This is a genomic window from Chlorobaculum parvum NCIB 8327, assembly GCF_000020505.1.
Classification (GTDB): domain Bacteria; phylum Bacteroidota; class Chlorobiia; order Chlorobiales; family Chlorobiaceae; genus Chlorobaculum; species Chlorobaculum parvum_A.
In genome coordinates this window covers 1,140,560-1,166,889 of the sequence record NC_011027.1, presented here as the reverse complement: position 1 = coordinate 1,166,889, position 26,330 = coordinate 1,140,560, and the positions used below count along the sequence as shown (strand labels likewise).

Genomic DNA, 26,330 nt, shown 5'->3' with positions numbered 1-26,330 from the left:
CTGTTTTTTCTATTGAGATTCAGATTTACCTGTAAAAGGGCAACTGCAAGGGTTGCCCCTACAGCAAGAGCCTCACGGTTTATCAGATCGGCCAGTCACAAAAAAAAGCTGCCCCAGAAAAAAATCAGGGCAGCTTTTTTCATTAGTTCATTATCAACTGTCAACTACTCTTCAACCTCTTCCCAGCCGGTGACCATGGCCTTGATGTTAGAGGTCAGCGTGTGGCCGGTGGTGGTCATGTAAATGTGCATCACCACGAACCCGATCAGCAGGTAAGCCAGAAGCGTGTGCAGCCAGGCGATGGGGCCGAGCCAGTTCGCAGGCATACCCATGGCGACCAGTTCATTGAAGTAGTAGTAGACAAACCCGACGATGATCTGCATCGGTAAACCGATGAGCGTCAGCAGCAGGTAGGTGATGCGCTGCAACGGGTTGAGACGCGAAATCTCGTTTTTCTTGAACGGGTGGGGCTCGTTCTTGAAAATCCCGATCATGTAGTAGCGCACCTGCATCATGATCTTTTCGAGCAGGTTGCCTTCGGTAAGGTACTGACGGAAGTCACCAGTGGTGATATACCAGAAGAAGGCGAGGAAAATGAAACCAAGCAGACCGAACGCCAGAGCGTTGTGCAGCTTGCAGGCCAATTCGTAATCGATCCCGAGGAACAGGCCATGCACCTCCAGACCGGTAAACAGGAGTCCGAGGATGATGATGGCCTGCATCCAGTGCCAGAAGCGTTGGAAGCGTGCGTAGAGATAGACCCTTCTCATTCGTGTCCTCCTTTTCCGATATTCCGGTTGCTGATATACCGCATGACGCTATGCACTGAAACGCCGACAACCGATCCCACAATAACGATGAGACCTATAATCTCCACAACGGGATTGGCGTCGCGTCCAGGCATATAGATTCCGCAGAGCTGATCGAGACGGCCGTGTCGGGCGTGACATTCCGCACAGGCGAGCGCATCCTCTTTGGGGGCAACCATGTGGTTGATCGGCCAGTACATTTCGGTCTCAACAAAGCCGTATTTGCCGCTGTAGTCCATCCCGGCATTCTTCATGCCAACCTCGATGGACTTGCCCCAGTCGAAGTCCGACCAGTAGGCTCCCGAGCCTTTTGGGCCGAAGAGTTTCGGTTTGACAAATCGCTTCAGCTCGGCGTCGTATGGCTGTTTGCCACGATGTACTTTGAAGGGCCAGATTCTCGACCTGCTGTCCGCGCAACTGCCGTCCGGGTGGTTGATTTGGACGACCTTTTTGTCGTCGATGGTGTTCATGAAGGTTATCTGGTTCATGTTGCCGTTGAACCAGCGATACTCGGGTGCGACGTTTTTAGCCCATTTGAATTCACCCTTTTTGGTGACGTATGAGGGCATTCCCGTCGAATCCTTTTTGGTGATTTCTTTGCCCTCCTTGTCTTTTATTCCTGCCTTCGACCAGTCCCACCACATCTTGGTAGCCCGCTCCTTGGCGATATACGGAATATGGCAGGTCTGGCAGGCGACGCGCGCGATGTGGTCGTTCAGCTTTTTGTTTTTCTTGTGCGGCTCCAGACCGTGGCACGAACTGCACGTGGCGGGGAAGTCGTCCGGCAGGGGATAGTCGAAACCGTGCGCGTCGCTTGCATGAGGCGTGTAGCGGCTGCCCGGCACCTGGTGGCCGGTGGTCTTGTGGCAGTCGATGCAGGTCATGTTGAGCTGATCTTTGCCGGAAGCCATGTGCACGTCGAGTGACTCGGACGGGTGCACCATCGAATTGTCCAAGTCGCCGTGCTTGACCGCATCCGCACCGCCGCCTTCGAAATGGCACTGTCCGCAGTTGTGGCGATCGGGGTTCTGGATGTGCTGCGCAACATAAGCAAGATCAACCTTCGGCCAGACCTTGCCTTCGACCTTGGTCTCCTTATAAGCCGGATGGCCAGCACCGGGCGGCAGTTTTTTGTAGGTTGCCGTACCGTCGTGGCAGACCAGGCAGTCGACCTGCTCCTGGCTGGCGAAATCGAAGCTGTTGTCCTTCCAACCGTAGCCGACGTGGCAGGAGGTGCAGCGAGGCTCGTTGCCCTCGACAGAGATGCAGAAGTTGTTGACTACATGACGCTTTCCGAGCATCTTGCCATCCTTCATCGGCACCTCCCACGTCCAGTGCTTGGTGCGGTGCACCTGCTTTGCGGCCTCAGTATGGCACTCAAGGCACGCTTTGGTCACTTCGGGACCGCTTTTAAAGTCCTTCTGCAACTGCTTGAATTTGGTGTGGTCTGCCGTGGAAAGCGACAGAGAATCGAGATGCTGATGGAACTCAACAGCTGGAAGCGGCGTGCTGAAGAGAAGGGAAGTAATCATAACCGGCACAAACCGGCCTATCAGCGAGAGTTTCATAAGCGCCTGGGTTTGGTTGCTGATAGAAGAACTATGTCAAGTCAATTATACGGATAACTTTTTTATTTATAAAGAGTTAACAATCGTGTAGCGATATTCGTGACGCAACTAAAATGAGAAGAGAATATCTGTTGAAGAATTTATGCGGGATGAGATATGCCGAAGCTTGGAGATTGGTTGAAATTAACTGGAGGGTTCAAGCCAGTGAAAAAGTGTCCGGTCAGTCAGTAAATCGATAAACCCCATCGAATGAGCAAGTTCAACGAGGAGAGATGGCGACAACCAGACGCCGGGTCCAGCGCAGAGCCGCATGGTGCGCCAGACTGGACGGAACTTGTTCTTGAAATGGTACAGCCCGTGGTAATCATAGGCGTGCCTGAACAAAGGTGCTGCGGAAAACAGCAATCGTTCTATGATGCTTAACGGCCTGTTATCGTCTTCATGAAGCATAAACGGCACTTCGCCCAGACTTAATTCGGCTGCGCCTTCTGATCGAAGTATTTCTGCCGCATCGGCAATCAGACACTCCATGATGTCTCCAGGAGCATGTCGGTTGCGAATCATCAATTCAGTACGGTAAGCATTTTCTGTCTGTCTGGTCAGCGTCAGGCAGGCCAGCCAGTGCCCGGAAAATGAGCGAAAAACAAAGCATCTGGAGGCATTCAGAGGATCGTTCCGGAACAGATGTTTCAATGGCGGTTTTCCGGCATGCGATGATTCGGATATGAGAAGCTGAAGCCGATCGGCGTGATCTTTGTTCAGAGGAATCTCTTCAACCGATCCGTGACGCCATCCGCGCTTGAGTGCAGCCAGAACCTTTTTCCCATCGAAGTGGGAACGGTCGGACAGGTCGATGACGGCATCGACTCCTGTGCGGCAGGTGTCGTGCCGCAATGCATGAAAGAGTTGGCTGATCTCAGGAGGACACCCACGGATGACAAAACCCTCGGGGTATGCGTTTTTCAGGTCGTTATAAAGGGCAACATGATCGTAAGAGTGCGGGACGTCCGCAAACGGAAGCCATGTATGACGGGATATGGGAAGTTTAACTTCATGGTACTGTGGTTCGGAGCCATCAATACTGAGCCAGCTCGAAGGAAGTGACATACCCATGTTTACTGCATAAGAATTACTATCGAAAATCTATTGGAAGCGAGTTCCACAAATCAGATTCTATATTGCACAACTTAGGACTCCACAGTGAAGTTTCACAAACCATGGATGATGTTTTGATAGGCTATGAACAACTCTCATGATCATGTTCCATCAGCCAGTTCCCGCTGGAACTTGTTATTGTTGTATAATATAAATTATGTAAAGTTATGGATATTGAAATAACTGTGGGTATCAAGAATGTGCCATCCCCCTATGCTGATACATCTTTGTCATTGCGAAAAGCACGGCGACGTGGCAATCCAGTACATCTTCTGTTCTGTTGTCAAAGCTTCCCTTCGTCACGGAGTTTGTCGAGCTGGTCGCGGAATTGCTTTTGCAGGTCTTCGATGGATTTGTACTCGGTGTGGTAGTGGCCGAGGTCGCCGAGCTTTTTCTGGAAACTTGTCAGAGAGATCAGATCGTCAATATTGAGTGAGCTGGTTGGAAACGTAAGCGTCTTTGAACCAGGTGTAGATCAGCGGTTTGCCGGTGTCTTTGAAGGTTTGGTGAGCGACGTCGAACTCTTCTTCGGTGTATTTGCCGGTTTTGGTTTTGAAGAGGCTGACGAAGAGGTCGCAATTGCGGATTGCTTCGTTGTATTCGTTCTGCATCCGGGTGCTGGACATCGCGTCGAGGAAGTTCTCCCAGCGGACAATTTCCAGATAGAGGCCCACTTTTCGCAACCGGTCGTTTTGTTGCCGGAAATAAAGGTCGAAGGCGTCGCGATCTTCGCGCATTTCGGATGATGAGGCGAGGAAAATTTTATTCAACAGTATCTCATTCCGACAAGCATCCGAACATCTCTACTATTTCGGTGTCATCAGCGTCTCGCGTTTGCCTTGGTTCATCGTCAAGCCAGTCGTTAGGAGGTTCCTCAATGCGTGTTAGTAATTCCTCTTTGGCCTCTTCAATTCGCTCATGAATGCTGTCCAAAGACACATCAAAAGTCAGTTCAAAAGCAGCTGCTGTATTGTCAAGTTCATCCAGTTCATTTTCGTCATCAGCTCGGCTAATATCAAAATAAAAGATGTCGTATCCTTCCTCTATAAGACGTGTTCTAACCACCTGAATTTTGTCGTCTTCAATTGCATTAGGCGCCGCCTCAACGAAGTCCTTAAGAGCTATATATTGTTTAAGCTCCTCGTAGTCATCGGTATTTTCATAGAGTCGAGTGGCCAACTCAATCAATCGCTCACAAGCATCAGAAATTTCAGGGACTGACTTAGCAGCTGAAATAACTTGAGGTAAATCAGAAAGATTAACATTTCCCGTTATTATTCTCTTTTCTTCGTGCATCAGCACTTGAACTATGAAAGAAGCGCGCTCTAAGCTTGGTAGATCATTTGACATGCGTATCGCATGAACGATATTTTGCTCTAAGCTTGTACAGATTAAATTAGAGACTCTTGCAGCTCCATCCCAATTGATGCGTAAAATAGGTTTTTTAGCCGCACGCGTTACTGTACGAAGCGCTGCCGATAAAATTGCGCTCTGTTCTAATCCTTCACCAATTCGCGTAGGATTTCGTTGATATAGTGTCGCATGTGGGGTGAATACTCCCCGGAATTGATCATAGAAAACAAGACTATCACATAGTATCAGAGCTTGATCAGAGTTAATCGACATATGCTTCTCAAGAAAGTCACGCACTGATGGATCATGAAAAGCTACAGCAACACTATAGGCATTACGTTCACATCGAATTAATGATCCTTCTAGCTCATCAAGTACAGTAGTGAACTCGTTAGCAGCACGCATCGCGCTAAGTTGCTGAGCTTCCAGTCGCCTGAATGCTTCAAATGCTTCCCGTAAATCCTCCAAGTCAACTGACCCTTGGAAGGAGTATAGTACAAGTAGCATGCTGCGTGCAGCTGGAGAAAGGTGGTTTCGGTAGGCATGCCGCCAGAGATTCTCTGGGTCATTTAGTGTGCTTATGAAGACATTTGGATATTCAGCCGGAGTGCAGTCTCGGATGTTCTGGACTCCAGACATCCATTCCACTATTCGAGGCGAGTAATTTCTGTGATCAACAATGGCCAATAGACTCTTCTTTCGTACTAACGCATTTTTATGCTCTGGCGTCAAGTCCGAAAAGAACACATGATTCAAGAGGATATGAGCCTTGTTTCGGCGAGTGTAGGATCCAAGTTCAATGATGCACTTAGCATGATCAAAATCCGCAGCATGAAGTTTCTCGTATACAGTTCGAGCCTGCTGTAAAATATACTCCCGAGTCGTTAAAATAAAAACCGCGTGCTCATGATTTCTAACGTAGGCAACGAAATCTAAAATGCTCTGCTCTTCATTCTTCTCAAGCTTATCCTCCCATCCCGTCTGACCAAGGAAATCATCATAATAGAAGACCTGTTTCGTGTTGGCCTTGAGTAATTTAAAGGCCTCAGAAATATGGCTTCTTACAACAACCGGCTCAAAACCTTGGCAAATATGTTCAAGGAGTAACATTTCAGCTAAAAATGTCTTTCCTATGCCGGGATTTCCTGAGATTATGCAATACTTGTAGCTTCTTAGCAGTTTAAGGGCATCAAAAAAGCTACTGTTTTGAACATAGAGCCGAGCTTTTCGCTGTATTGACTCAACGAGTAACACTGTTTGATTATATACATCACTGTGAACGATCCGCTCTAAAACTGTCGTGCTGGTCAGCCACAGCTTGTAATGGTTTCGCTCAATGTCCGGGTAAAGAGTGAGCAAGTTGTTAAGATCCTCAAGCCCCAAGATGTCTTCGTCGATTTTGCAGTGTGGTTCGAATATTGCGCGAATTTCTTGCTTGTTAGCAGGTGAGAGCGGAACTGATGTTGCAATACAGTACCGATTGGGGGCAAGTCGGTTAACCTTTGAATTCTCTTTTTTTAGGGCAAATAGTAGTCCGGAGTATCCCGTTTCTGCATAGTGCTTGCATTGCACTACAAGTGAATCATCAGCTGAGGGCGCATAGCGCAAATCAACGCCACCGTCTCTCCCAGACTTAAAGCTTTCGAGTACTATACCAAGTTTCTTTTGCAAAAGATCACGAACAAGCAACTCAAAGTCGTAGGCAGACAATGTCTTGAAATCGTACATCTTTTTTTCTCCTACCTCGAACATTATCTATTAATTCTTCAAAACACACAGGAGCCCCCCCCCTCTCACTCCGAAGTCTTCCGATACCGGTTCACCGCCAGCGCCAGCATCACCACAGCCTCCGCTCCGAGAATTCCGAATGGCTTTGCAATATCGCCAAGATTCGACCCTTTCAGCATTGCCCTTCGCATGATGTCAACGAAATGGCGGACGGGGTTGGCGAGGGTGAGGTTCTGGGCCCAGTGAGGCATGCTCTGGATCGGCGTGAAGAGGCCGCTGAGCAAGACGAAAATCACGATGAAAAACCAGGCGATGAACATCGCCTGCTGCTGGCTTTCGGTGACGGTTGAAATCAACAGCCCCATGCCGAGCACCACGAGCAGGTAGATCGCCGCGACGAGGTAGATCACGTAATAATGCCCAAGCATTGGCACGTGGAACAGGACGCGGGCAATGACGAGGCCAACGGTCAGCTCGCCGAGGCCGATGATCCAGAACGGCAGCAGCTTGCCGGTGATGAACTGCCAGCGCCTGATCGGCGTGACGTTGATCTGGTCGATGGTGCCGATCTCCTTTTCCCGCACGACGTTCATGCCCGACAGGAACAGCCCGATCAGCGTCACCAGCACCACCAGCACGCCCGGCACCATGTAGTCGATGTAGGCCAGCTCCGGATTGTACCAGCCTCTGGGCCGGATATCGATCACCGGCAGCACGGTCTGCGTTCCGGCGAGTTGCGGCAGCAGCTCCGGCAGGTCGCGGTTGAAGGCGACCACGATGTCGTTGGCGTAGCCCTGAATCACGCCCGCAGTGAAGCCGTCCTCGGCGTCGATCAGGAGCTGAACCTGCGCGTGGCCGGTGGTCATCATCTCCTGCTCGAAATCCTTCGGAATCGTCAGCACCATGTCCGCCCGGTTACCGGTGAGCACGCCGATGGCGTTCCCCTGCCGGAACGACTCCCCTGTCATCTTGAAATAACCCGTTGAGGTGAAACGCTTGACGAGCCGATCCGATAGCGCCGTGCGGTCGAAATCCTGTAAATGGAACGGCACTTCAGGCACGTCGAAGGTGGCCGCGTTGGAGAGGATGATGAGCTGGATGAAGGGCATGACGAACATGATCGGCAGCATCCCCTTGTTGCGGAAAATCTGCAAAAACTCCTTTTGCAGGAGATAGCCGACGACGGCGAGTGATGCTTTTATCTTTTGGATACGATCCTTCATTGCAACCTCTCGCTGAATTTCCGAACGCTGGCCGCCATGAAAAGCACGGTCATGACGAGCAGGATGAGGGTCTCCTTCCAGAGCACGGCGATGCCTGCGCCCTTGAGCATAATCCCGCGCACGATAACGAGATACCAACGTGCGGGAATGATGTTGCTGATTGCCTGCAACGGCCACGGCATACTGTGAATCGGGAAGATGAAACCCGAAAGCAGCACCGTCGGCAGGAGCAGACCGGCGAGCGAAATCATCATCGCCACCTGCTGCGAATTGGTTATAGTGGAGATCATGATGCCGAGCGAGAGGGCGGTCATGATGAAGAGCAGCGACTCGACCAGCAGCAGCGCGATGTTGCCCCGGCACGGCACGCCGAAGACAAAGTAGGCCAGCGACACCACGGTGATGACGTTCACGAACGAGAGCAACAGGTACGGCACCACCTTGCCGACGATGATCTGCACCGGACGCAGCGAGGAAACCAAGAGCAGCTCCATCGTGCCGCTCTCCTTTTCGCGCGTGATACTGATGGAGGTCATGAGCGCCGACACGAGCATCAGGATCATCGCCATCAGCCCCGGCACGAAGAGATAGACGCTCTTGAGCGATGGATTGAACATCATCAGCGGCACCGCCTCGACGCCCGCCTGCCGGGCTGATCCGTCCGTCTGTTCGGCAAGATAATCGCGCACCACCGCCTGCGTGTAGCCGGTCACGATGCGCGACACGTTGGGATCGGAACCGTCCGTGACGACCTGCATCTGCGCAACGCCATCCTTTAGCAGCCGCCTGGCGAAGTCCGGCTCGAAGACCACCACCTCGTTCATCTGCCCCGCCGCGAAAGCTGGTGCTATCTCTTTCTCGCTCTGCAGGTTACCGGCAAAGATGAAGGTGCCCGACGAGAACAGCTTGTCGGTAATCGCCTCGGTGACGGTGTCGTGCGACATATCGAGAATGCCCGTGCGGACTTCCGAGACCTCGTTGCGGATCGCGTAGCCGAAGAGCAGCAACTGAAGAATCGGCATCCCGAACAGAATTGCCGCCGTCCGCCGGTCACGCACGATGTGGTAGAATTCTTTCCTGATGAATGCGATGAACCGTTTCATCATGCTTTATCTGTCATTCATAAGTCTATGTTGGGGCTGCTTTCTAATTGATAGATGTTGTTGTGATGACCAAAAATTGAAATCAATCATCAAAAGAAATTGGGCTAAAGCCCTGATTTATTATGCCTTATCAATTAACCCCGGACTGAAGTCCGGGGCAATTAATTGAAGATTGAATTGCCCTCCATTCAGGACAAGAGAGATTCCTTGACAGACCACTTAACCTGATCTTACATTCAGGAGGGTTTTAACCCTCTGGACATTCAAGACTTTTACATTCATGTTGCCCCGGCTTTCAAGCCGGGGTTGGAATAAGGTCATATTTTCATGGGCTTTAGCCCAATTTCTTGATTCCGGTTGATTTCGACCATTCAAGTAGGAGGGCGGGCGCAAGGCCAGCCCCTACAAAACTTCCCCGATCCCGATTTTTCAATTATCAACTATCAATTGATTTACTCCCCCTCTTCGCCGGTCGGGCAAGCTGGATGAACACCTCGTTCATCGTTTCGGCCCCGAAACTCTTTTTCAACTCCTCCGGCGTGTCGAGCGCGGCGATTCGGCCATCGACCATGATGGAAACGCGGTCGCAGTATTCGGCTTCGTCCATGTAGTGCGTGGTGACGAAGACTGTGACGCCGCGGTCGGCGGCTTCGTAGATCATGTCCCAGAAGCGCCGCCGCGTGACCGGATCGACGCCGCCGGTTGGTTCGTCGAGAAAGATGAGCTTCGGCTCGTGCAGGAGCGCCACCGAAAAGGCGAGCTTCTGCTTCCAGCCGAGCGGCAGCGCGACCAGGCGCGTGTCGGCGGCCTCTTTCAGGTCGAGCGATTCGAGCAGCCGCTCCCCTTTTTCGCGCAGTTCCGACGAACCGAGTCCGTAGATGCCGCCGAAGAAGCGGATGTTTTCACGCGGAGTCAAATCATCATACAGCGAAAAGCGCTGGCTCATGTAGCCGATGCTGCGGCGGATTGATTCGGTCTGGCGATAGACGTCGAAGCCCGCCACGGTCGCCTTGCCGGAGGTGGGAGCAAGCAGGCCGGTGAGCATCTTCATGGCGGTGGTCTTCCCTGCTCCGTTGGCTCCAAGGAAGCCGAAGATTTCGCCAGCAGCCACGCTGAACGAAAGTTCGTCAACCGCCGTAAAGCTGCCGAACTTGCGGGTCAGCTTTTCTGTCTGAATGACCGCTTCAGCCATTGCCATGCCCCTTTTCCGTCGAAGATTCTTCCATCAGCGACATGAAAGTATCCTCGATGCCCGGTTCGACTCGCTCGACGGTCGCGTCGTCGAACCCCCGCGAGCGGAGCCACGTCGCCAGCTCGGACGGGTTTGCGTCATCTCGCGCATCCGTAAAATGCACCGAGCTGCCGAAGGCGTAGGCCGACCGGGCGTGCTCGTAGCCACGCAACTCGGCAATGAGCTTGTGCTTGTCACTTGCGCGCACGGCGAAGAGCGGGCGCTTGAAGAGCTTCGTGATGCCCTGCGGCGTGTCGATGGCGAGGATTCGCCCCTCCTGCATGAAGGCCACCCGGTCGCAGAGCACCGCTTCGTCCATGTAGGGCGTCGAGACGAGTATCGTAATTCCTTGCGATTTCAGGCGCTGGAGCATCTGCCAGAACTCCTGGCGCGAGACGGCGTCAACGCCGGTGGTCGGTTCGTCGAGGAGCAGCAGTTCAGGACGGTGCACCAAAGCGCAGCAGAGCGCGAGCTTCTGTTTCATACCGCCAGAGAGCTGCCCGGCGCGGCGCGTGCGGAACGGTTCGAGCTGCACGTAGATGTCGCGGATGAGGTCGTAGTTCTCCTCGACGGTCGCACCGAACACAGTGGCAAAAAAGTTGAGATTCTCCTCGACGCTGAGGTCCTGATAGAGCGAAAATCGCCCCGGCATGTAGCCTATGCGCGTCCGGATTTCGCGGTATCCAACCACCGTATCAAGGCCGAGCATCGTCGCCTTGCCTTCGTCAGGCACGAGCAGCGTGGCGAGGATGCGCAGAAGCGTGGTTTTGCCCGCTCCGTCAGCCCCGATCAGCCCGAACAGCTCGGCTTCGGCCACCGACAGGCTTGCCTCGCGGAGCGCATCGACGGTGCCGAATTTCTTGCCAAGCCGCTCTGTCTTGATCGCCGACTTCATTTCCCGTCTTTGGCGATGAAGCGGATTTCGCCCGGCATGCCAATCTTCAGCACGCCATCCGGATTTTCAACCAGCACCTTGACCGCATAGACCATGTTGACGCGGTCTTCGCGGGTCTGGATGATCTTTGGCGTGAACTCGGCTTTCGACGAAATCCAGGTAATCACGCCAGTCAGATGCTTGCTCGCAGCCTTCTCTTCGTCGATCAACACATCGACCTTCTGGCCGATCTTGACCTGCGAAAGCTGCGTTTCGGAGATCCACACGCGAAGATACATCGAACCGGTATCGGCAATCCGGTAGAGCGGCTTTCCGTAGCTCACTACTTCACCCGGCTCGGCGTATTTTGCCAGCACGACGCCTTTGGCCGGGTTGCGCACGACAGCTTTCGTAATCTGGTCATCGACCTTGCCGATCTGATCCCGGAGAGCTTTTGCCTGTGAATTGATGGTCGGAATTTTTGAATCGACCGCACTGATCTGCTGATCGATGACGCGGGCCTGATCCTGAACATTTTCGAGCGTTTTGACCGACACAGCGCCCTCTTTGACCAACCGCGTGTAGCGGTCGAGATCGCGCTGGATGTTGCGACGCTGCTGGCGATAGACGTTGGCTTCGGCGATGACCGACGGCTTTTGTTCGAGCAGCGCCTTGAGCTGCGCCCGAAGCTGCCTGCGGTCGAGCGCAAGCTGGGTGGTATCGACCACGGCGGCCACCTGCCCCTTGTCGAGCCGCACGCCATCATCGACATCGTAGCGAATCAGCTTGCCGGAGGCTTCGGACGACACGACAATCTCGGTCGCCTCGAAGTTCCCGTAGCCATCGGAGCGGTCGTTGTTGCCACATCCCGACAGGGCAAAAACACCGAGGCCCAGAATGGCGGTTAACACTTTTCCGTATCTGCTGGACAAAAGATTCATGGCAATCAAACGTTACTGGTTTCAATCGTTTTTAACGAAAAGTCAGGGCTTCGGACAGTCGGCCTTGATAACATTCGGCACGCCCTCAAATCCGGTGTAAAACACGACGAGGCTCGCAGTCCCCTTGCCGGTGTTGGTGCCGTTGTGCATGAGGTTCAGTACCTCGATGATCGGCTCCCCTTTCACGAATTTCTTCTCGACACCATTCTCCGTCCGCACCGTCAATTCGCCTTCGAGCATGTAGGCGTAAACCGGCACCGGATGCTTGTGCCAGCCGGTCGAGCTGCCGGGCGGCATGTGCACAACGAGCGCCGTCACCTCAGGTATTCCCAATTGGGGATACGACAGCGGCTGCCCGGCGTAATTGGTCGAGGTGACCTCAAGCGTTTCGACTTTCGCCTGCGCGTAGTCTTTGGCGAAGGCCGACTTCGGGCAGGCGATTATCAACGCTATCCACAAAATCGGCAGAAACACGAAGCGCAATTGGCCGTGTTTTTTCGCGGCGGATCGACAGTTGAAGCGCATCATGGCTTGATCGATTTGAGTTCTGGCAAGGGTTTAAGGATGCCTTTCAGGTCATCGAAAGAGAGATCGACGGTGATCTGACCGGCGGCGTAGGGGGCGATGTCGTATTGATTGTAGAGGAAGCGGATCCCGGAACCGGTCACGGCAAAGTTGTCGTTGTGCTTGATTTTGTTCTCGAAAAGCCCGCCTTTTTCTCCGTTGAGCGGATCGGTTTCCGACAAGCCCCGAATCTGCCGGAATCGGCGTTCGATCAGCTTGTCGAGCTGCGCCTCGAATCCCTGCGCAAAAATATCGGTCAGCCCGAGCTGCTTGCCGGTGGCCGTGTCGAACACCAGGTATTGCGTGACGCTCATGCCGTGAGCGCCACCGGTGAAGGCGTAGGTAAAGATCGAGACCGTCACCAGGCCGGGCTGGTCGAGCAGCACCTCGCCGGTGGTCTCCGATTGCCACGGCCATGAGTGCACCTGCTCATCGTTCATCTGCTCGTCGCACCCTTTGATGAAAGCGCTCGCCGCTGCTTCGACGCTCGTTGCCGTCGGTTTCGAGTCAGGCGAAGGGGTTTGGCTGACGACCGCTTTCAGGATTGACGCATTGATGATGTCACCAATTTTCGAGCTCTCAAACACCGGATAGTCGCACTTCCAGTAGGTCTGGGCATTGATTTGCGAGTACTGTTCATAGCTGTAAAGACCGAACCCGAGCGGGCAGGAAGAAGATTTTGCTGAACCAAGAGCAGGCAGCAGCGCTGCTGTGATGAAAGCCACAAAAACCGCGAAAAGCTTTTTCATGATCGGAGCGATGAGAGGTTGAACCGGGCAGTTCCATTGAACAATGTATGGATTTTCTTTAATCCGTGTCCAATGAGCAGCCAGTCGGATTGACCAACGATTAATTTCCAGTATTTCGATCCCGACTTGTCGAGCGAAGCAATTCATGCGCATTTATCATGAAGATCGATGGCCGCATCGCTACGCTCTTCGCAATGACAACAGAAAAGAAGCAAAGTTCGACAGGCCGTTATCCCATTTCGTCCACCTCACTCGTCTGACGATAGCGGGCATAATTGTCAGGATTGGCTATATTCGTGAAAACTTTTTCACCCTCAGCCCGACAACGCCGCATGAACTCCGGTCCCGGAAAGAAACCCGACTGGCTCAAGATCAAGCTCACCTCCGGCTCGTCGTTCGCTTCGACCAAAAAGCTGCTCAACAAGCACAGCCTGCACACCGTGTGCCGCTCAGCGATGTGCCCGAACCTGCACGAGTGCTGGTCGAAAGGCACAGCAACGTTCCTCTTGCTCGGCAACGTCTGCACCCGCTCGTGCCGTTTCTGCGCGGTCGGCACCGAGCGCCGTCCGGCGATGCCCGATCCGGAGGAAACGGCGAAAATCGGCGAGGCGGTGAAAGCGATGAAGCTCCGGCACGCCGTGCTGACGAGCGTCAATCGCGACGACCTTGCGGACGGTGGCGCAGCGCACTGGGTCGAAACCATCCGCGCGATCCGTGAAGTGAATCCCGGTGTCAGCATCGAGTGCCTCATTCCCGATTTTCAGGGTGATGAACAAGCGCTCGATTCGGTGATGCGAGAGCGACCCGAAGTGCTGAACCACAACATCGAAACCGTACCGTCACGCTATGCCAGCGTGCGCCCGCAAGCCTCGTACGAACGCTCGCTCGCGGTGATCGAACGGGCGAAGCGCCAATTCCGGCTAGCCACGAAATCCGGCATGATGGTCGGCATGGGCGAAACGCCGGAGGAGGTCAATGCCGCGCTGCGCGACCTGCGTGCTCACGGCTGCGACATGGTGACTATCGGCCAGTACCTGCAACCGACCGCCACGCATCTGCCGGTGAGCCGTTACGTGACGCCCGAAGAGTTCGAGCGATACCGCGAAATCGCGCTCGACGCCGGATTCCGGCATGTGCAGTCCGGCCCGTTCGTGCGCAGCTCTTACCACGCCGAAGCGTTCGAGCCGGTTGAAGAAATTTCCAACTCTTAACCAAAACCTTCACGATCAATGGAAACCATTCCAGCGCCGCTGCAAATCTACATCTACTGGGCCATCGCCATCCTCATTGGTGTGGTCTTTTTCCGCAAAGATATCACCGCTCCCGAGCCGCCATACGACGCGCGGCGCATCGGCCTACTCATCTTCTCAGTAGTGATTCTCGGCCTGAACGCCTACATCTACTCCAACTCTACAACCGACGGAGGCCGGACGCTCGACGTCTGGAGCGCCCTCATCTTCAGCGTTGGCAACGGCATCGCGGAGACCTTCATGTTTTACGCCATGTTTCGTCTTGGCCAAACGCTCATCGGCAAAGTTACCAAGAACCAGTGGGCGGGCTTCGCCGTCGGCTTTCTCTTCTTCATGATTTACAGCGGCTTGATTCACGGACTCTTCTGGCTCGCCATTCTGCCGGAACACGTCGTCCAGACCAGCCCGTTCAAGCCATTCTTTTTTCCGATCCAGCTCATGATCGCCCTGAGCTGGGCGCTGGCGTTTTTCTGGTACCGCGACCTGCGCACCGTGTTCGTGCTGCATGCCATCGTTGATTTGACGATGATCATGAACGTTAAGTTCTCTATGTTTCCTTGAGCATGTAGGCCAGACAAGAAATTGTAGCGAATGATTTTTAAAATGAAGGAGAAGCCCTGATGAAAGCACCATTCAAAGGGACCGTGTTGGTCGCGGGAGCGACTGGCAGAACCGGCCAGCTCGTCGTCCGGAGACTCCAGGCGCACGGCATCGATTTCCGGCTTTTCGTGCGCTCCGGCGAAAAAGCGATCGAACTCTTCGGCCCCGAAATTGTTGACCGGCTCGTCATCGGCTCGGTGCTCAACGACGAGGAGGTCGAGGCCGCCGTCCGGAATATCGATGCTCTCATCTGCGCCATCGGCGGCAACGTGATGGACCCCGACGCTCCTCCCCCGTCCGCCATCGACCGCGACGGCGTGATCCGCCTCGCCCGCGCGGCAAAAGCGGCGGGCGTCGAAACCTTCGTGCTCATCAGCTCCCTCGCCGTCACCCATCCAGAGCATCCGCTCAACAAGTACGGACGCGTGCTCGACATGAAGCTTGCCGGAGAAGAAGCCGTCCGCAAACTCTACGGAGAAGCAGGATTCCGCTACACCATCCTCCGCCCCGGCGGCCTGCTCGACGGCCCGGCTTTCCGGCACAAACTACGCTTCGACACCGGCGACAAAATCACCGGCTCGATCGATCGCGGCGACGTCGCCGAAGCTGCGGTGATTTCGTTATGGCATCCAAAGGCGGAAAACAAAACTTTCGAGCTGATTAAAGAAGGAGATGAAGAAGTGGCGCAGACCTCGCTGGAAGGGTTTTTCGAGGGGTTGTGAAGACTGGTCTTGTGGTCAAACGAAAACGTCTGACCACCGGACAGGATCGAGGCTGTTTATTCGGTCATACATAGACGTTTTTGTAATGATCGTGAAGCCAGTCAACAAGCTTGCGGTCTCGGGCGGCGTCACCCAACAGGCCACCATATGCAGCCAGGGCATCGTCAACAGACAAGCTTACGGCATAACGAACAGTCATAGCCAAATCAGGCACTGTTCCATCAGGGAACGGCTTTACATAGCCCTCAACAAACCCAACCCCTCTTGCGATACTTTCTGCCGTTGTAACGTCAAGCAAGGTAATCTGCGGAGGGACTTTTGATTGCTCGTGCAAAGTCAAGTCCATCAACTGTGACACTTCAAGCAGTCGAGCTAGAGTCTTTACCTCCTCCAACCAGGTGTCCCCGAGGCTTTCGCCATCCACCTGCTGAATGTAAACATACTTCAGAAGGTCATGGACGGTGACGGCAGCATCCCAAGCCATTCTATAATAGTTCACAGTCTCATTCTTGACTTTCTCCTCGGTTGTCGTGGTCTTGCCCGATCCTGAAACGCCTGGTGTAAACGTTTTACCGGCATATTTACTTACGCCCCAATCCCGTCGGGGAAGCTCCTCATAATGCGCCGCATTGTTGATCTTTGTTTCCTCTTCTGCAGACTCGTAGCCAGAAGTGCCGTAATAGACGTAATCCTTGATGTCGGAGTTGGAAAGGTGAGCTGCCTCGTGGAGAAGTATAGTCTTCGAGCGAGGGGTCTCTGGATCAGAGACGACTGTGGACATGATGAACAACTCCTGGTCATCATACGCAGCCCATCCACCGAGAAAAGTTTCCTGGGAATCAAGGTTGTAGTCCGTAGAGATATTCGTATCAATAGTTGTTGCCAGATAGTTGAGGCGACCCTGGATTGTCCTGTAGTTTTGCTGCGCAGTAGTGACGTACTTTTCGTTTGTTATGGATGGGAAACTCCACAATTTTCCCATGGTAAGAACAGGCCTCTTGCCATTACCAAATACCGCTTCCAGCCCGGTTTTGTCGTTGGCTACCGTACCGGCTGTAGCTGCTGCGGCCTCAAGCCCTTTTTTCAGTTTGGCATGGTCTTTGGTATCGGGCGTAGTGTAGGAATCGTCAACAGATTCGTACACCATCTTCCGATCGGAAGGGTCGATGTAGCGCTCGAAGGCTGCCTGATCGAGATAGCCCGGTGATGGAAAAATAGCCGCCATCGCCGTATCGATATCGGTAGTCATATCGCTATCGACACTGGAGGTAAAAGAGTACAGGCGCCCTTCACGATACATTCGCTCAAGCAGCTTGCGAACTCGCGAAAGGACTACAGCCTTATCTACGGTTCCAGACGTCAGCATCCCTTGAAGATCGGCTGACGACGGGATACGCAACCTGGCATTCGATGGTGGTCGGGTGACATTTCGAAAATCAAGACGGCGCAAGCTTTTATCCTCGCTTGCGACCGCAGCTTCGGGCTGTTTCTGAAAGAATGGTGTGGTCTCGGGGCTCTGGTCAAAAAACGGGCGGCTCGCCTGCTTTATCGTTTGTGGCCGCGATGTCTGCGAACCAGCTTTTGATTTCTTTGCGAACGCAGACATGAGCAATCTCTCTCCAGCTATTTTGCGGGCATCAGTATTATCAAAAAACTACGAAAAGTTTAGGAAAGCGTTTACTCACGAAGCTTTAAATCTGTTCACGCCGGGATCGCGATCAAGCTCGTAAAACAAAAAAGGCGGACAAATAAGCCCGCCCCCTGATCATTCCTGATCCTCCATTTCGTCAACTCTTCTTCAATTCATCACTCATAATCTCTCCAAGTGTCTCAGGAATTCCTGAGCCTCGACAAATCCAATAATCCTGTTGTCTGATTGCTCGTTGCCTGACTTGTCGAAAAAGATGATTCCGGGCGGGCCAAACAGGCTGAAACGTTTCATCAGAGCTTTGTCGTCTTCACTGTTTGCCGTCACATCGACCTGCAGCAGTGTGACGTTTGCAAGCGCCTGCTGCACCTTGGGATCGCTGAAGGTGAACTTTTCCAGCTCCTTGCACGAAACGCACCAATCGGCGTAAAAATCAAGCATGACGGGGTTGCCTGCGGAGGCTTGCAGTTCACGATCGAGTTCGTCGATGGAGTGGACTCGCTTGAAGGTGAGGTGCTCTGTCTTTGTGGCAACCGAGCCGGAAACACTGTGGAATCCCGAGAGCGGTTTCAGCGCATCGGTACCGCCAGATGCCGCTCCTACCAGTTCCATGACGCCGATGATGAAGAGCACCAGACCGAGTGCTTTTTTGAATTTGCCGCCGATGGTGAGTTTTTCGGCGGGTGGGCCGAAGACTCCGGCGAAGACCGCGCAGAGGATACCGAGCGTACCCCACGCGACCATCAGAGCCTGTGGCGGTAGCACGGGCGTTACCATCCAGATAGCAACGGCAAGCAGCAACAGACCGAACACGTATTTGACGCCGATCATCCAGGCTCCGGCTTTCGGAAGCAAGCTTCCGGCGGAAAGGCCGATAAGTAGCAGCGGCACGCTCATGCCCATCGCCATCGAAAAGAGCGCCAGACCGCCGATGAACACATCCTTCGTCTGGCTGATATAGACCAGCGTTCCGGCCAGCGGTGCGGCCACGCAGGGGCCGACGATCAGCGCAGAAATGGCGCCCATCAGGAACACGCCAGCGAATTTACCGCCCTTGAGCTTGCCGGTGGTTTTGTTCAGGCTCGTTTGCAGCGAAGAGGGCAGCTGAAGCTCGTAGACGTCGAACATCGAGAGTGACAGTGCAACCAGCAGCAGGCTGAACAGCGCCAGCACCCAGGGTTTCTGGAGCGCTCCGGCAAGCCCTTCCCCGGCAAGTCCCGCGGCCACGCCGAGCGAGGTGTACACCAGTGCCATGCCGAGGCAGTAGGCTACCGCCATGAGGAAGCTCTTCATTTTGGTGCTCTCCCCTTCTCCGACGATGATCGAGGAGAGAATCGGCACCATCGGCAGCACGCAGGGCGTGAAGGACAGCAGCAGTCCGAAGAGCAGGAACGCAGCGGAAATCTTCCACCAGCTTCCGCTTTCGAGCGTGGATTTTGCGAGCGAAAGATCGTTCTGGCCGCCCGATTCTTTCGATGCCGTGGAAGCAGGTGTGACTGTCTCAGGCTGGACTTGAGCTGTTGCCGGTAATAACCCGGCCGAACCGCTGCCATCCGGCTCAGTCACAATAGATAAAACACCCGGTTTTGATGGATCGACACGGAAGTCTGTCGTAATCGGAGGATAACACAACCCGTCCTCCGAACAGCCTTGGTAGCCGACGCTTACGGTAAATGGTGCCAAGGCCTCTTTGATCGGTACTTCGACCGTCAGTTTATCATGATAAATGATCTCTTTTTCGCCAGTTGTCGGATCGGTGAAAAGAATACCCTCGGGAAACGACGGGTTACCGAGGGTGGCCGTTCCGCTGGTCACGTCGACCGTCATCTGGTTCTTGTAAAGCTTGTATGACTCGGCGATGTTCCAGTGCAAGGCGATGGTTTTGTTGCCGGTCAGTTCCGCACTGATTTTGAATGCCTGTTCAGGATCGAGAAAATCAGCGGCAAGGCCAGTGGTGCTCCTCATGAGCAGAATAAGGAGCACCGTGAAAACCGAAATCAGACGTCGAGGGGTTACTTGTTTGATCATGATGGTTGTTCAATGGTTATGATACAGCTTGCCGTTTTGATCGATTGCCAGATAGTTGAAGCCGGACTTTTTCAGATAGGTCACGCCCTGTTTTTCGAGCAGCATCGCGATGGTTGCGCAACTGCCCGCCGTTGTTGCCAGTGGGGCGAGCACCGTGACCGAGCGCCAGAAGCTCACCGGCCAGCCACTCTTCGGGTTGATGATGTGGCAGTAGCGCTGCCCCGCCAACTCGAAAAAGCGCTCGTAATCGCCGCTCGTGGCGATGGCACCGGAACTGACCGGAATCGAGGCGATCATGCTGCCTGGCTTGCGCGGATCGCGAATGCCGATTGTCCACGGCTCACCGCTGGGCTTCGGGCCGATGATGCGGAGGTCACCGCCCAGATTCACATAGCCGTGCCGGACACCCTGCTCATTCAGAAGCTCCGCTGCCGCATCGGCGGCATACTCCTTGCCGATACCGCCGAAGTCGAGCTGCATTCCCACCTCTGGCAATCGCACAACACTTCCCTCTCGCTCCACATGCTCCCAGCCGACGAGCTTCAGCAACTCAAAGAGCATCTTTTGCGATGGCACTTCAGCGCGGTCGAAATCCCACGCTTTTCGCAGCACGCCGGAGGTCACGTCGAAGAGTCCTCCGCTGCTGCGATACACGGCATCAGCATAGTCGATCAACGCCGATGTCTCCTCGTCGCACACTGTCAAGCCGAGTCCGGCTTGTGCATTGATCTTCGAGATTACGCTTTCCGGCTGGTAACGGGAAAACTTCCGCTCGATCCGGGCGACATCTTTCATGGCAAGCGCGGCCAGAATCTTCGACTCCTTTTTGTCGACTCCTGCGAGCACAATCTCGCACGCACTGCCCATCGCCCTGAATTCAAACCGTTGCATACGGACAATAAATTACATCAATGCAGACGTTTTTTAAGCATCACAGCTTGCGCGACAATCCGAGCTGGATGTTTCTGAACCTGAAGGATGGGATGCCCGAATCGCCATCGTCGTTGATGCACCAGTCGTAACGCTGTTGATAGTTTTCGTACTGCACGTCCGCAGTCCAGCTTCGCCCCAGCTCTTTGGAGACCTTCACGCCGTAACTGAAAGCGCCGAAAGCTGATAACCGCTGGTCTTCGGAGTAGTGTTCAGCTCCGGCAGGCACCGGCGTCGGGGCGAGCGGATCGTCGCCGGTAGGCACATAGAAATCGGCCGCGCTTTGCGAATAGAATCGCACCATCGGTGTAATTTCCCACCCGTTCGGCAACGGCTGCACGTATTCAAGATCGAACGTGTGCGCCACGATGCCGAACGAGTCGTTGTAATAACGGTACGAAAATCTCGCGGTGCCGTCCGGTCCGTCGAAATGGTGGTTCCAGCGGGTCAGGAAGGTGAACATGTTCCGCTTACCGGGCCGCACGTCGGGGTCTTTGTACGGGTCGCTGTAGTAGCCGTCGCCATGTGCGTAGGTTGCGGTCATCTGCACAATGTCGTTTTGCGACATGACCTGTGTCACGCCGAACAGACCCGAAACGATTCGTTTTCTGCCTGGCGTATCGCTTTGCTTGGAAGCCACCACCGTTGACTTGTTCAGAAAAATCGTGTCGCTGCTGTAAGCCGTTCCGAGGCTGAAAGTGGTGTTCCTGCTTTCGGTTGACCAGGTGCCGTTCAGCGAGCAGCCGCGCGAGATGTAATCGGACTCCTCCGAATAGCTGCCGCCGACACTCAACGTGCCCCTCGAAAAGTAGCGGGTGAGCTTCAGATCGCCCGAGTAACGGATCTCTGCCGAGGCGCCTGACATCGAGTCCGCCGGAAAGCCCGCTCCATGATACGCCGGTGATGCGCCGCTTACCGAATCCTCGGTAAAGGTGCCCGCAATCGACCACTTCCCGGCGATCGGCATCATGCCGTAAAACGAAAGCGCATTGACATCGATCCGGTCGCGCGACATGCCAGCCGTCAGGTCAGTATCACCTTTCTGGTAGTCATGATAATTCAGGTACCTCATGCTCACGACGCCCTGTTCAGGCGGCGTATCGGCGCAAGCGTTCTTGGCCGACGGAAGCAGCATGGCCGCAGAGGCGAGCAGCGCTGTGGCCGTTCTCGATTTATTCTTCAATTGCATCCGCAACCGCCTCCGCCGATTCCGGCCCCACCGGATGCCGCCTCCTTGCTGCTGTAAATATGTTCGGTATAGCCGGATTCAAGCCGATCCCGGTCAAAGGTCATGGCCGGTTTTGCCAGGTTCTGCTTCTCCCAGGGCTGCACGCTCGCACATCCAGCAAGTCCCACAAAGCTCATCATCGCCAGCAACAGTGCTTTGCCTGTATTACTCATCAACGGGCCTCCAGTGCGGCTTGAATCTTCTGCTCAAGCTCTTGGGTATCGGCAGAATTGAACCCGGCATGTTGCCACAAAACCTTGCCATTCCGATCAATCAAAAAGCTCGTAGGCATTCCTTTTACGCCATACACGCGCGGTGTTTGACCTTTCGAATCGAACGCAACGGTAAAATCGGCGGGCACCTGCGAGAGAAATTTCGTGGCCTGATCGGTTTTTGCATCGAGATTGACCGCCAGCACCTGGAATCCTTTGTCCTTGAACTTCGCCTGCATCCGGTTCATCCACGGAAACGACTGACGGCACGGCCCGCACCACGAAGCCCAGAAATCGAGATAGATCACCGACCCTTTCATGTCAGAGAGTTTCACCACTCCGGTTTTTCCGGGAAGCGTAAAATCCGCCGCCTGCTCCCCCGGCTCAAACGCCTTCGCATCGACGCTTATGCCAAAGGCCACAATGAACGCAATCAGGACGGAACTCACTCTTTTCAGGATGAATGACATAACGGTAACGGCTTTTAAAATGAGCGGAACAAGAGCATATTGCAGGCGAAAGCCTGACCATAATAGTACCAAATCATCGAGGGTTTTCCATATGCCGAGTAACAATTGTTACTTATTTTACACTCTTTAGCATTTCCTGAAAATTTTTGTGTTCTATTTTGAAACAAAACCACAACGACATCTTGCCCAAAGCCAGCGGATGCTTGTCAAACAATCACATCATTAGCCGTGCTCAACACGGATTTTTTCTGAACCAGAAAAGGAGGTAGGTATGCCAGCAGTAACATCATACACGGTTCTGTTCTATGGCGGACCTGACGGTTACCAGACTAACCGTGCGCAGATCCAGTTGAACGATGCCAGTGGCAAAGCTGTTGCCTGGATCAGATTCAACGATCCTGGAATGAAGTTTGAGAACGACTACATCTCTGGCGGTATCATCAGAATGCACATGCCGTCATCCATGTTCGAAAATGTGCTCGATGTTCTGAGGAACGAAAAACCGATCAACGTCTATTTCGCACAGAACCGCGGTTTTCTCGGCACAGGCCCAGAACCGGTCGGCGAAGGCGAATAGATTGGTGGTTCGACAAAAACAGGAAGCCCTTCGATGAAGGGCTTCCTGTTTGGGAAAAATAATTCTCGCACGTTATTTCAATTTACTGTATAGGCGTAATAACGCTGGTGTTGAAAATATTCTATGATTTATTTTTTTTATCTCAGATATAAAATTAGATTGTGATCACGGGTCAAGCGTTGGCCTGTACGCTCTCAAGTAATTTGTGCTTTTTTTTATTTGTCGGCTCATCTCTTTGATAAAAAGCACTATTACTGTACACAACTATGAATATTTACATCGGCAATCTTGATTACGAAATCACTGAAACCGATCTTCGTGATGCTTTCAGCGAATTTGGTGATGTCGCCAAAGCAAGCGTCATTATGGACAAATTCTCCGGACGCTCCAAAGGTTTTGGCTTTGTCGAAATGACAAACGACGAAGAAGCGAATGAAGCCATTTCGTCTTTGAACGAGAGCAAGCTTGGCTCCAGAAACATCAAGGTCAACGAGGCAAAACCCCGCGAAGAGCGTTCTTCGTCAAGGTACTGAGCCATTAAGGTTTCAACGGATTTCCGTTGACTTATCCTTATAAACGAGCTATCGGCGGTGATGATGCAATCTTATGTTCATCACCGCCGATTTTTTATTTATTCCCGCCCCTGTTTTTAAAAATCTCCATCCGCTCAATTCCGGACCACCACAAGGAGTCATTGAGACTTTTTCATCATTACGTTAGTCCCAATCCCCTTCTTCTTTCGATGATTGCGATGACTGCTGTGTTTCGGGCAATGAGGGCGTCGGGACAGGTCTCTGAAGTTCGGCAACTTTGGCTTTGTGCTCACTCACTTCATGTTCGAGCGCGTTGATTCGTTTCCGCTGACTCGAAGCCTTGAAGGTCTTTTTGAGCGCTGAAGGAGCAAGCACGAGCAAACCAATCAGCACGCCGATAGCGAGGGTGGCTAACAAAACCAGTGAAAGCGATCCGGAAATCTCCCAGCTTAAAAAGGAGATGGTGACAAGCATCGAGTTTTGCAACGCAAACAGCACCGCAATAACCGCAATGACAAGCGCGACGATCAAATAAAGTGTTGGCATTTTCTGCAAAAGTTGGTGTTTGAATTACCTCTGCTGATTAAAACCCTGCCTGCTCAGCTCTGTGCGTTGAATGCAATACTACGATACCGATTTTTTTCATTAATCCATTTTTTTGACTTAACGGCCTCTCTACGTTATTGCTGACATCTTTTCGGTACAGCCGGATTCCCGCACGGCGTGAAGCTCGAAGGCGTTTTCCTCGTAAGGTTTACGTCCCCGAAAAAGTGCCCAAAGACTTGCAAGCGGGTATGCAATAAGGAAAAAAGGGCCGAACAATTCGCACTGTCTGACGTGAACCTGCTCATGCGGACGCAAAACAGCGAGAAGTTCATGACTCTGGCCGATGATCACATGGCCGAGAGTGATAGCACCAAAAGGGTACTTGCTGATCCAGCACGGCACCTGTTCCTGACTGTGGCGAACCCCGACTTCAATGGTATGACCAACCCGGCGAATACTCCCACCAAGCAAAAGGGTCACGACTCCAGGAATGACCGCAAGCATGGTGCAAGGCAACGCCCAGAGAAAGCGACGGATACAAACGAAGTGGATGTTCATGCGGAGTCAATATGTTACGTGTGACAGAAGGTATGCGAGAAATATTTTTAAGTCATATCAATACAAGTATTATACTTTCGAGACAGCAAATATTCCTTACAGATTCATAACCAAAAATAGCGCTTTATGATAAGGCAGAAAATAAAGGCTTTATTACAGTCATTGTAGCTATTATTTCTATAAATCATCGACATCTTCGTCAAAATATGAACTAAATTTAGCCTTTATAAGCTGTAGGTTATCGTCATTTTGCCTGTATTGATGCTCAAGAAAATATGAGCCTATCGCCAAACAACTTAACCCAATAATTATTTCCCCTTTTTCCTCAACAACACTTTTTACAAAACAAATAGGGGTTACAACTTTTTTCCCTTGCAAATGAGTCCCCCAGGCCGAGTTTGAAGTAGCTTCATATGCATCAAATTCGAACTCTAATTTAACGCCATCTTTCTTGTAATAACATAAGCGTCTTTGGTTTTTGCCTTCATTGCTGCTTGATAAGTCTTTAAAATAAAAGCCCCCTTGAAATGCAATGAATTTGCCGGGCGTTAACAATGCCCTTATATCCTCTTTATTAAATTTATCAGTAATATCAATTAAAGGAATTGTTTTTAAGACATCATTAAACAATTCTTTCATATAATAATAAAGTATATGCCCGTCCCCAAAATTATAGAACTGTGTCTTTTCACTATCTTTTACTGAAAAAGTTCCAATTTCATTTATTAAACCCAATTCTTGAACTCTGTGTGTCGTTTTATAATCTGTGTTACTCAGGCTCTTATCCAAAAACATTTCAAATATTCTATTATGATTAAAATAATCCCACCTACCACCATCGTGAGATGAAAGCCCCAATATTGTCAAAGCATCGACACACTTAACCGTTTTAATCCATTCCTTTTTGGCTTCAATTATTTGTCTTTCAGTTAAACTTAAACTCTGTCCTTTTTTTGTGTGCGCATCATTGTGATGCTCCAAGCATAGAACAACAAGATTATCTTCACTATGATCTTTACTTAGATGCCATTCTTTTATATGATGAATCACTACTGATCTATCCTTATCTCTACAAATACAACACACTCTTTTGGATTCATATAATAGCTTGATAACTGTATCTATTGGGATCGGGGGTCTCTGTTCTTTTAGTATAGACTCTATTTTTAACCTATCAATCCCGAGCTTCTCAAGAGCTTTTGAGTCGGATTGTTTTAATTTGGTTAATGTTAGTCCTTTACTTATGATCGAATTAGCTAACTGACTATCAAATCCTCTGGATATCAAAGCATTAAATGTTTTTTTGCTCATTTTTTTCAAATAACAGCTAAATTGTTTTTACGTAAAACGCTATTGTGCCTTGCGTCCCATATCGGACGACTGAGCCTAACGAGAAACTCTCCTCTGAAGCCACTTTTTAAACGACGCCTGACTTTTCGCTGGACGGCTTCCCGGCCAGAAGCCCTTCCTCGCTGATGTCTTCTATCCATATCGGGCCAATGGATTCCGTGGCCCTTGCCAATCAGCCGCCAGTTTGCTCGTTCTTCAAGACATCTGTTTTCAAGGCGCGGAAGCCAGCCTAAAGAAACAAAAATGGTGTGGCCGTCGCTCAGTTCGACGATTAGCGGATCCTCGCTGACACGAACGTCCTGAGCGAAAGGATATTCGATTTCAACAACCAAAGTATTTATTCCATGCCTTCATGAAGGCTCCTGTTGCTTTTCAATTAT

Annotated in this window: 28 protein-coding genes; 6 read left to right on the top strand and 22 right to left on the bottom strand. The window is 52.2% G+C overall.

Annotated features, from left to right (window positions below):
- Nucleotides 1–164: 164 nt before the first annotated feature.
- From CPAR_RS05370 to CPAR_RS05360, 3 genes are all read right to left on the bottom strand, one after another.
- Nucleotides 165–770, bottom strand: coding sequence for a cytochrome b/b6 domain-containing protein (locus tag CPAR_RS05370; RefSeq protein ID WP_012502297.1), 606 nt, complete (start codon nt 768–770; stop codon nt 165–167).
- Nucleotides 767–2,377: a tetrathionate reductase family octaheme c-type cytochrome gene (locus CPAR_RS05365; protein WP_012502296.1), complete on the bottom strand. Its 1,611-nt coding sequence runs from the start codon at nt 2,375–2,377 to the stop codon at nt 767–769. The genes CPAR_RS05370 and CPAR_RS05365 overlap by 4 nt, the downstream gene beginning before the upstream one ends.
- Nucleotides 2,378–2,560: 183 nt before the next feature.
- Nucleotides 2,561–3,490 carry a phosphatidylglycerol lysyltransferase domain-containing protein gene (locus tag CPAR_RS05360; protein ID WP_012502295.1) on the bottom strand — a complete coding sequence of 310 codons (930 nt, stop codon included), beginning with the start codon at nt 3,488–3,490 and terminating at the stop codon, nt 2,561–2,563.
- Between the two features lie 322 nt (nt 3,491–3,812).
- On the opposite strand from CPAR_RS05360, the gene CPAR_RS10985 reads away from it, so the two are divergent.
- The gene (locus CPAR_RS10985) at nt 3,813–3,968 is read left to right on the top strand and encodes a hypothetical protein (RefSeq protein ID WP_156773379.1); all 156 of its coding nucleotides are present in this window, start codon (nt 3,813–3,815) and stop codon (nt 3,966–3,968) included.
- Here the strand turns inward: CPAR_RS10985 and CPAR_RS05355 are convergent.
- From CPAR_RS05355 to CPAR_RS05315, 9 genes are all read right to left on the bottom strand, one after another.
- Nucleotides 3,955–4,302, bottom strand: coding sequence for a hypothetical protein (locus tag CPAR_RS05355; protein WP_156773378.1), 348 nt, complete (start codon nt 4,300–4,302; stop codon nt 3,955–3,957). The two genes, CPAR_RS10985 and CPAR_RS05355, sit on opposite strands and share 14 nt — an antisense overlap.
- Nucleotides 4,303–4,309: 7 nt before the next feature.
- On the bottom strand, nt 4,310–6,637 hold the full coding sequence (locus CPAR_RS05350) for an nSTAND3 domain-containing NTPase (protein WP_232203871.1): 2,328 nt from the start codon (nt 6,635–6,637) through the stop codon (nt 4,310–4,312).
- 41 nt (nt 6,638–6,678) lie between these two features.
- The gene (locus tag CPAR_RS05345) at nt 6,679–7,836 is read right to left on the bottom strand and encodes an ABC transporter permease (RefSeq protein WP_012502292.1); all 1,158 of its coding nucleotides are present in this window, start codon (nt 7,834–7,836) and stop codon (nt 6,679–6,681) included.
- Entirely contained in the window at nt 7,833–8,939 is a 1,107-nt protein-coding gene (locus CPAR_RS05340) for an ABC transporter permease (RefSeq protein WP_041466283.1), read from the bottom strand. Before CPAR_RS05340 ends, CPAR_RS05345 begins: the two co-directional genes overlap by 4 nt.
- 436 nt (nt 8,940–9,375) lie before the next feature.
- Complete coding sequence (locus CPAR_RS05335; RefSeq protein ID WP_012502290.1) at nt 9,376–10,131, bottom strand: ABC transporter ATP-binding protein; 756 nt, start codon at nt 10,129–10,131, stop codon at nt 9,376–9,378.
- On the bottom strand, nt 10,124–11,065 hold the full coding sequence (locus tag CPAR_RS05330; RefSeq protein ID WP_012502289.1) for an ABC transporter ATP-binding protein: 942 nt from the start codon (nt 11,063–11,065) through the stop codon (nt 10,124–10,126). Before CPAR_RS05330 ends, CPAR_RS05335 begins: the two co-directional genes overlap by 8 nt.
- Nucleotides 11,062–11,985 carry an HlyD family secretion protein gene (locus CPAR_RS05325; RefSeq protein WP_012502288.1) on the bottom strand — a complete coding sequence of 308 codons (924 nt, stop codon included), beginning with the start codon at nt 11,983–11,985 and terminating at the stop codon, nt 11,062–11,064. Before CPAR_RS05325 ends, CPAR_RS05330 begins: the two co-directional genes overlap by 4 nt.
- A gap of 42 nt (nt 11,986–12,027) precedes the next feature.
- Nucleotides 12,028–12,513, bottom strand: a complete 486-nt coding sequence (locus CPAR_RS05320) for a cupin domain-containing protein (protein ID WP_012502287.1) — start codon at nt 12,511–12,513, stop codon at nt 12,028–12,030.
- The gene (locus CPAR_RS05315; protein ID WP_012502286.1) at nt 12,510–13,298 is read right to left on the bottom strand and encodes a DUF3298 and DUF4163 domain-containing protein; all 789 of its coding nucleotides are present in this window, start codon (nt 13,296–13,298) and stop codon (nt 12,510–12,512) included. The genes CPAR_RS05320 and CPAR_RS05315 overlap by 4 nt, the downstream gene beginning before the upstream one ends.
- 332 nt (nt 13,299–13,630) lie before the next feature.
- Between CPAR_RS05315 and lipA the strand changes: the two genes are divergently transcribed.
- Genes lipA through CPAR_RS05300 form a run of 3 tightly spaced genes read left to right on the top strand, consistent with a single transcriptional unit; the run spans nt 13,631 to nt 15,870 of the window.
- A complete protein-coding gene (gene lipA / locus CPAR_RS05310) occupies nt 13,631–14,509 on the top strand; it encodes a lipoyl synthase (RefSeq protein ID WP_012502285.1) in 879 nt (292 codons plus the stop codon).
- Between the two features lie 18 nt (nt 14,510–14,527).
- Nucleotides 14,528–15,109 carry a hypothetical protein gene (locus tag CPAR_RS05305; RefSeq protein WP_012502284.1) on the top strand — a complete coding sequence of 194 codons (582 nt, stop codon included), beginning with the start codon at nt 14,528–14,530 and terminating at the stop codon, nt 15,107–15,109.
- Nucleotides 15,110–15,168: 59 nt separating this feature from the next.
- Nucleotides 15,169–15,870 carry an SDR family oxidoreductase gene (locus tag CPAR_RS05300; protein ID WP_012502283.1) on the top strand — a complete coding sequence of 234 codons (702 nt, stop codon included), beginning with the start codon at nt 15,169–15,171 and terminating at the stop codon, nt 15,868–15,870.
- A gap of 64 nt (nt 15,871–15,934) precedes the next feature.
- Here the strand turns inward: CPAR_RS05300 and CPAR_RS05295 are convergent, their stop codons facing one another.
- From CPAR_RS05295 to CPAR_RS05270, 6 genes are all read right to left on the bottom strand, one after another.
- On the bottom strand, nt 15,935–17,476 hold the full coding sequence (locus tag CPAR_RS05295; RefSeq protein ID WP_041466140.1) for a hypothetical protein: 1,542 nt from the start codon (nt 17,474–17,476) through the stop codon (nt 15,935–15,937).
- Nucleotides 17,477–17,680: 204 nt separating this feature from the next.
- Nucleotides 17,681–19,546: a protein-disulfide reductase DsbD gene (gene dsbD / locus CPAR_RS05290; RefSeq protein WP_012502281.1), complete on the bottom strand. Its 1,866-nt coding sequence runs from the start codon at nt 19,544–19,546 to the stop codon at nt 17,681–17,683.
- Between the two features lie 9 nt (nt 19,547–19,555).
- Nucleotides 19,556–20,437 carry an FAD:protein FMN transferase gene (locus CPAR_RS05285; RefSeq protein WP_012502280.1) on the bottom strand — a complete coding sequence of 294 codons (882 nt, stop codon included), beginning with the start codon at nt 20,435–20,437 and terminating at the stop codon, nt 19,556–19,558.
- 40 nt (nt 20,438–20,477) lie between these two features.
- Complete coding sequence (locus CPAR_RS05280; protein ID WP_012502279.1) at nt 20,478–21,665, bottom strand: DUF3570 domain-containing protein; 1,188 nt, start codon at nt 21,663–21,665, stop codon at nt 20,478–20,480.
- Complete coding sequence (locus CPAR_RS05275) at nt 21,656–21,877, bottom strand: DUF4266 domain-containing protein (protein WP_012502278.1); 222 nt, start codon at nt 21,875–21,877, stop codon at nt 21,656–21,658. The genes CPAR_RS05280 and CPAR_RS05275 overlap by 10 nt, the downstream gene beginning before the upstream one ends.
- Nucleotides 21,877–22,386, bottom strand: a complete 510-nt coding sequence (locus CPAR_RS05270) for a TlpA family protein disulfide reductase (protein ID WP_012502277.1) — start codon at nt 22,384–22,386, stop codon at nt 21,877–21,879. The genes CPAR_RS05275 and CPAR_RS05270 overlap by 1 nt, the downstream gene beginning before the upstream one ends.
- Nucleotides 22,387–22,657: 271 nt before the next feature.
- On the opposite strand from CPAR_RS05270, the gene CPAR_RS05265 reads away from it, so the two are divergent.
- A complete protein-coding gene (locus CPAR_RS05265; RefSeq protein WP_012502276.1) occupies nt 22,658–22,963 on the top strand; it encodes a hypothetical protein in 306 nt (101 codons plus the stop codon).
- Nucleotides 22,964–23,229: 266 nt separating this feature from the next.
- Nucleotides 23,230–23,496: an RNA recognition motif domain-containing protein gene (locus CPAR_RS05260; protein ID WP_012502275.1), complete on the top strand. Its 267-nt coding sequence runs from the start codon at nt 23,230–23,232 to the stop codon at nt 23,494–23,496.
- Between the two features lie 183 nt (nt 23,497–23,679).
- Here the strand turns inward: CPAR_RS05260 and CPAR_RS05255 are convergent, their stop codons facing one another.
- The 4 genes from CPAR_RS05255 to CPAR_RS10780 form a co-directional block, all read right to left on the bottom strand.
- Nucleotides 23,680–24,042, bottom strand: a complete 363-nt coding sequence (locus CPAR_RS05255; protein WP_012502274.1) for a LapA family protein — start codon at nt 24,040–24,042, stop codon at nt 23,680–23,682.
- A 129-nt stretch (nt 24,043–24,171) separates the two neighbouring features.
- Complete coding sequence (locus CPAR_RS10980) at nt 24,172–24,600, bottom strand: hypothetical protein (RefSeq protein WP_012502273.1); 429 nt, start codon at nt 24,598–24,600, stop codon at nt 24,172–24,174.
- 177 nt (nt 24,601–24,777) lie between these two features.
- Nucleotides 24,778–25,911, bottom strand: coding sequence for an HNH endonuclease signature motif containing protein (locus CPAR_RS05245; RefSeq protein ID WP_012502272.1), 1,134 nt, complete (start codon nt 25,909–25,911; stop codon nt 24,778–24,780).
- 5 nt (nt 25,912–25,916) lie between these two features.
- Nucleotides 25,917–26,282 (bottom strand): DUF2442 domain-containing protein, encoded by a 366-nt coding sequence (locus CPAR_RS10780; protein ID WP_012502271.1) that lies wholly within the window; start codon nt 26,280–26,282, stop codon nt 25,917–25,919.
- Nucleotides 26,283–26,330 lie beyond the last annotated feature (48 nt).

Coding starts and splice junctions, on each gene's coding strand:
- CPAR_RS05370 (WP_012502297.1), bottom strand. CDS start 770: ATGAGAAGGGTCTATCTCTACGCACGCTTCCAACGCTTCTGGCACTGG.
- CPAR_RS05365 (WP_012502296.1), bottom strand. CDS start 2,377: ATGAAACTCTCGCTGATAGGCCGGTTTGTGCCGGTTATGATTACTTCC.
- CPAR_RS05360 (WP_012502295.1), bottom strand. CDS start 3,490: ATGGGTATGTCACTTCCTTCGAGCTGGCTCAGTATTGATGGCTCCGAA.
- CPAR_RS05350 (WP_232203871.1), bottom strand. CDS start 6,637: ATGTTCGAGGTAGGAGAAAAAAAGATGTACGATTTCAAGACATTGTCT.
- CPAR_RS05345 (WP_012502292.1), bottom strand. CDS start 7,836: ATGAAGGATCGTATCCAAAAGATAAAAGCATCACTCGCCGTCGTCGGC.
- CPAR_RS05340 (WP_041466283.1), bottom strand. CDS start 8,939: ATGAAACGGTTCATCGCATTCATCAGGAAAGAATTCTACCACATCGTG.
- CPAR_RS05335 (WP_012502290.1), bottom strand. CDS start 10,131: ATGGCTGAAGCGGTCATTCAGACAGAAAAGCTGACCCGCAAGTTCGGC.
- CPAR_RS05330 (WP_012502289.1), bottom strand. CDS start 11,065: ATGAAGTCGGCGATCAAGACAGAGCGGCTTGGCAAGAAATTCGGCACC.
- CPAR_RS05325 (WP_012502288.1), bottom strand. CDS start 11,985: ATGAATCTTTTGTCCAGCAGATACGGAAAAGTGTTAACCGCCATTCTG.
- CPAR_RS05320 (WP_012502287.1), bottom strand. CDS start 12,513: ATGATGCGCTTCAACTGTCGATCCGCCGCGAAAAAACACGGCCAATTG.
- CPAR_RS05315 (WP_012502286.1), bottom strand. CDS start 13,298: ATGAAAAAGCTTTTCGCGGTTTTTGTGGCTTTCATCACAGCAGCGCTG.
- lipA (WP_012502285.1), top strand. CDS start 13,631: ATGAACTCCGGTCCCGGAAAGAAACCCGACTGGCTCAAGATCAAGCTC.
- CPAR_RS05305 (WP_012502284.1), top strand. CDS start 14,528: ATGGAAACCATTCCAGCGCCGCTGCAAATCTACATCTACTGGGCCATC.
- CPAR_RS05300 (WP_012502283.1), top strand. CDS start 15,169: ATGAAAGCACCATTCAAAGGGACCGTGTTGGTCGCGGGAGCGACTGGC.
- CPAR_RS05295 (WP_041466140.1), bottom strand. CDS start 17,476: ATGTCTGCGTTCGCAAAGAAATCAAAAGCTGGTTCGCAGACATCGCGG.
- dsbD (WP_012502281.1), bottom strand. CDS start 19,546: ATGATCAAACAAGTAACCCCTCGACGTCTGATTTCGGTTTTCACGGTG.
- CPAR_RS05285 (WP_012502280.1), bottom strand. CDS start 20,437: ATGCAACGGTTTGAATTCAGGGCGATGGGCAGTGCGTGCGAGATTGTG.
- CPAR_RS05280 (WP_012502279.1), bottom strand. CDS start 21,665: ATGCAATTGAAGAATAAATCGAGAACGGCCACAGCGCTGCTCGCCTCT.
- CPAR_RS05275 (WP_012502278.1), bottom strand. CDS start 21,877: ATGAGTAATACAGGCAAAGCACTGTTGCTGGCGATGATGAGCTTTGTG.
- CPAR_RS05270 (WP_012502277.1), bottom strand. CDS start 22,386: ATGTCATTCATCCTGAAAAGAGTGAGTTCCGTCCTGATTGCGTTCATT.
- CPAR_RS05265 (WP_012502276.1), top strand. CDS start 22,658: ATGCCAGCAGTAACATCATACACGGTTCTGTTCTATGGCGGACCTGAC.
- CPAR_RS05260 (WP_012502275.1), top strand. CDS start 23,230: ATGAATATTTACATCGGCAATCTTGATTACGAAATCACTGAAACCGAT.
- CPAR_RS05255 (WP_012502274.1), bottom strand. CDS start 24,042: ATGCCAACACTTTATTTGATCGTCGCGCTTGTCATTGCGGTTATTGCG.
- CPAR_RS10980 (WP_012502273.1), bottom strand. CDS start 24,600: ATGAACATCCACTTCGTTTGTATCCGTCGCTTTCTCTGGGCGTTGCCT.
- CPAR_RS05245 (WP_012502272.1), bottom strand. CDS start 25,911: ATGAGCAAAAAAACATTTAATGCTTTGATATCCAGAGGATTTGATAGT.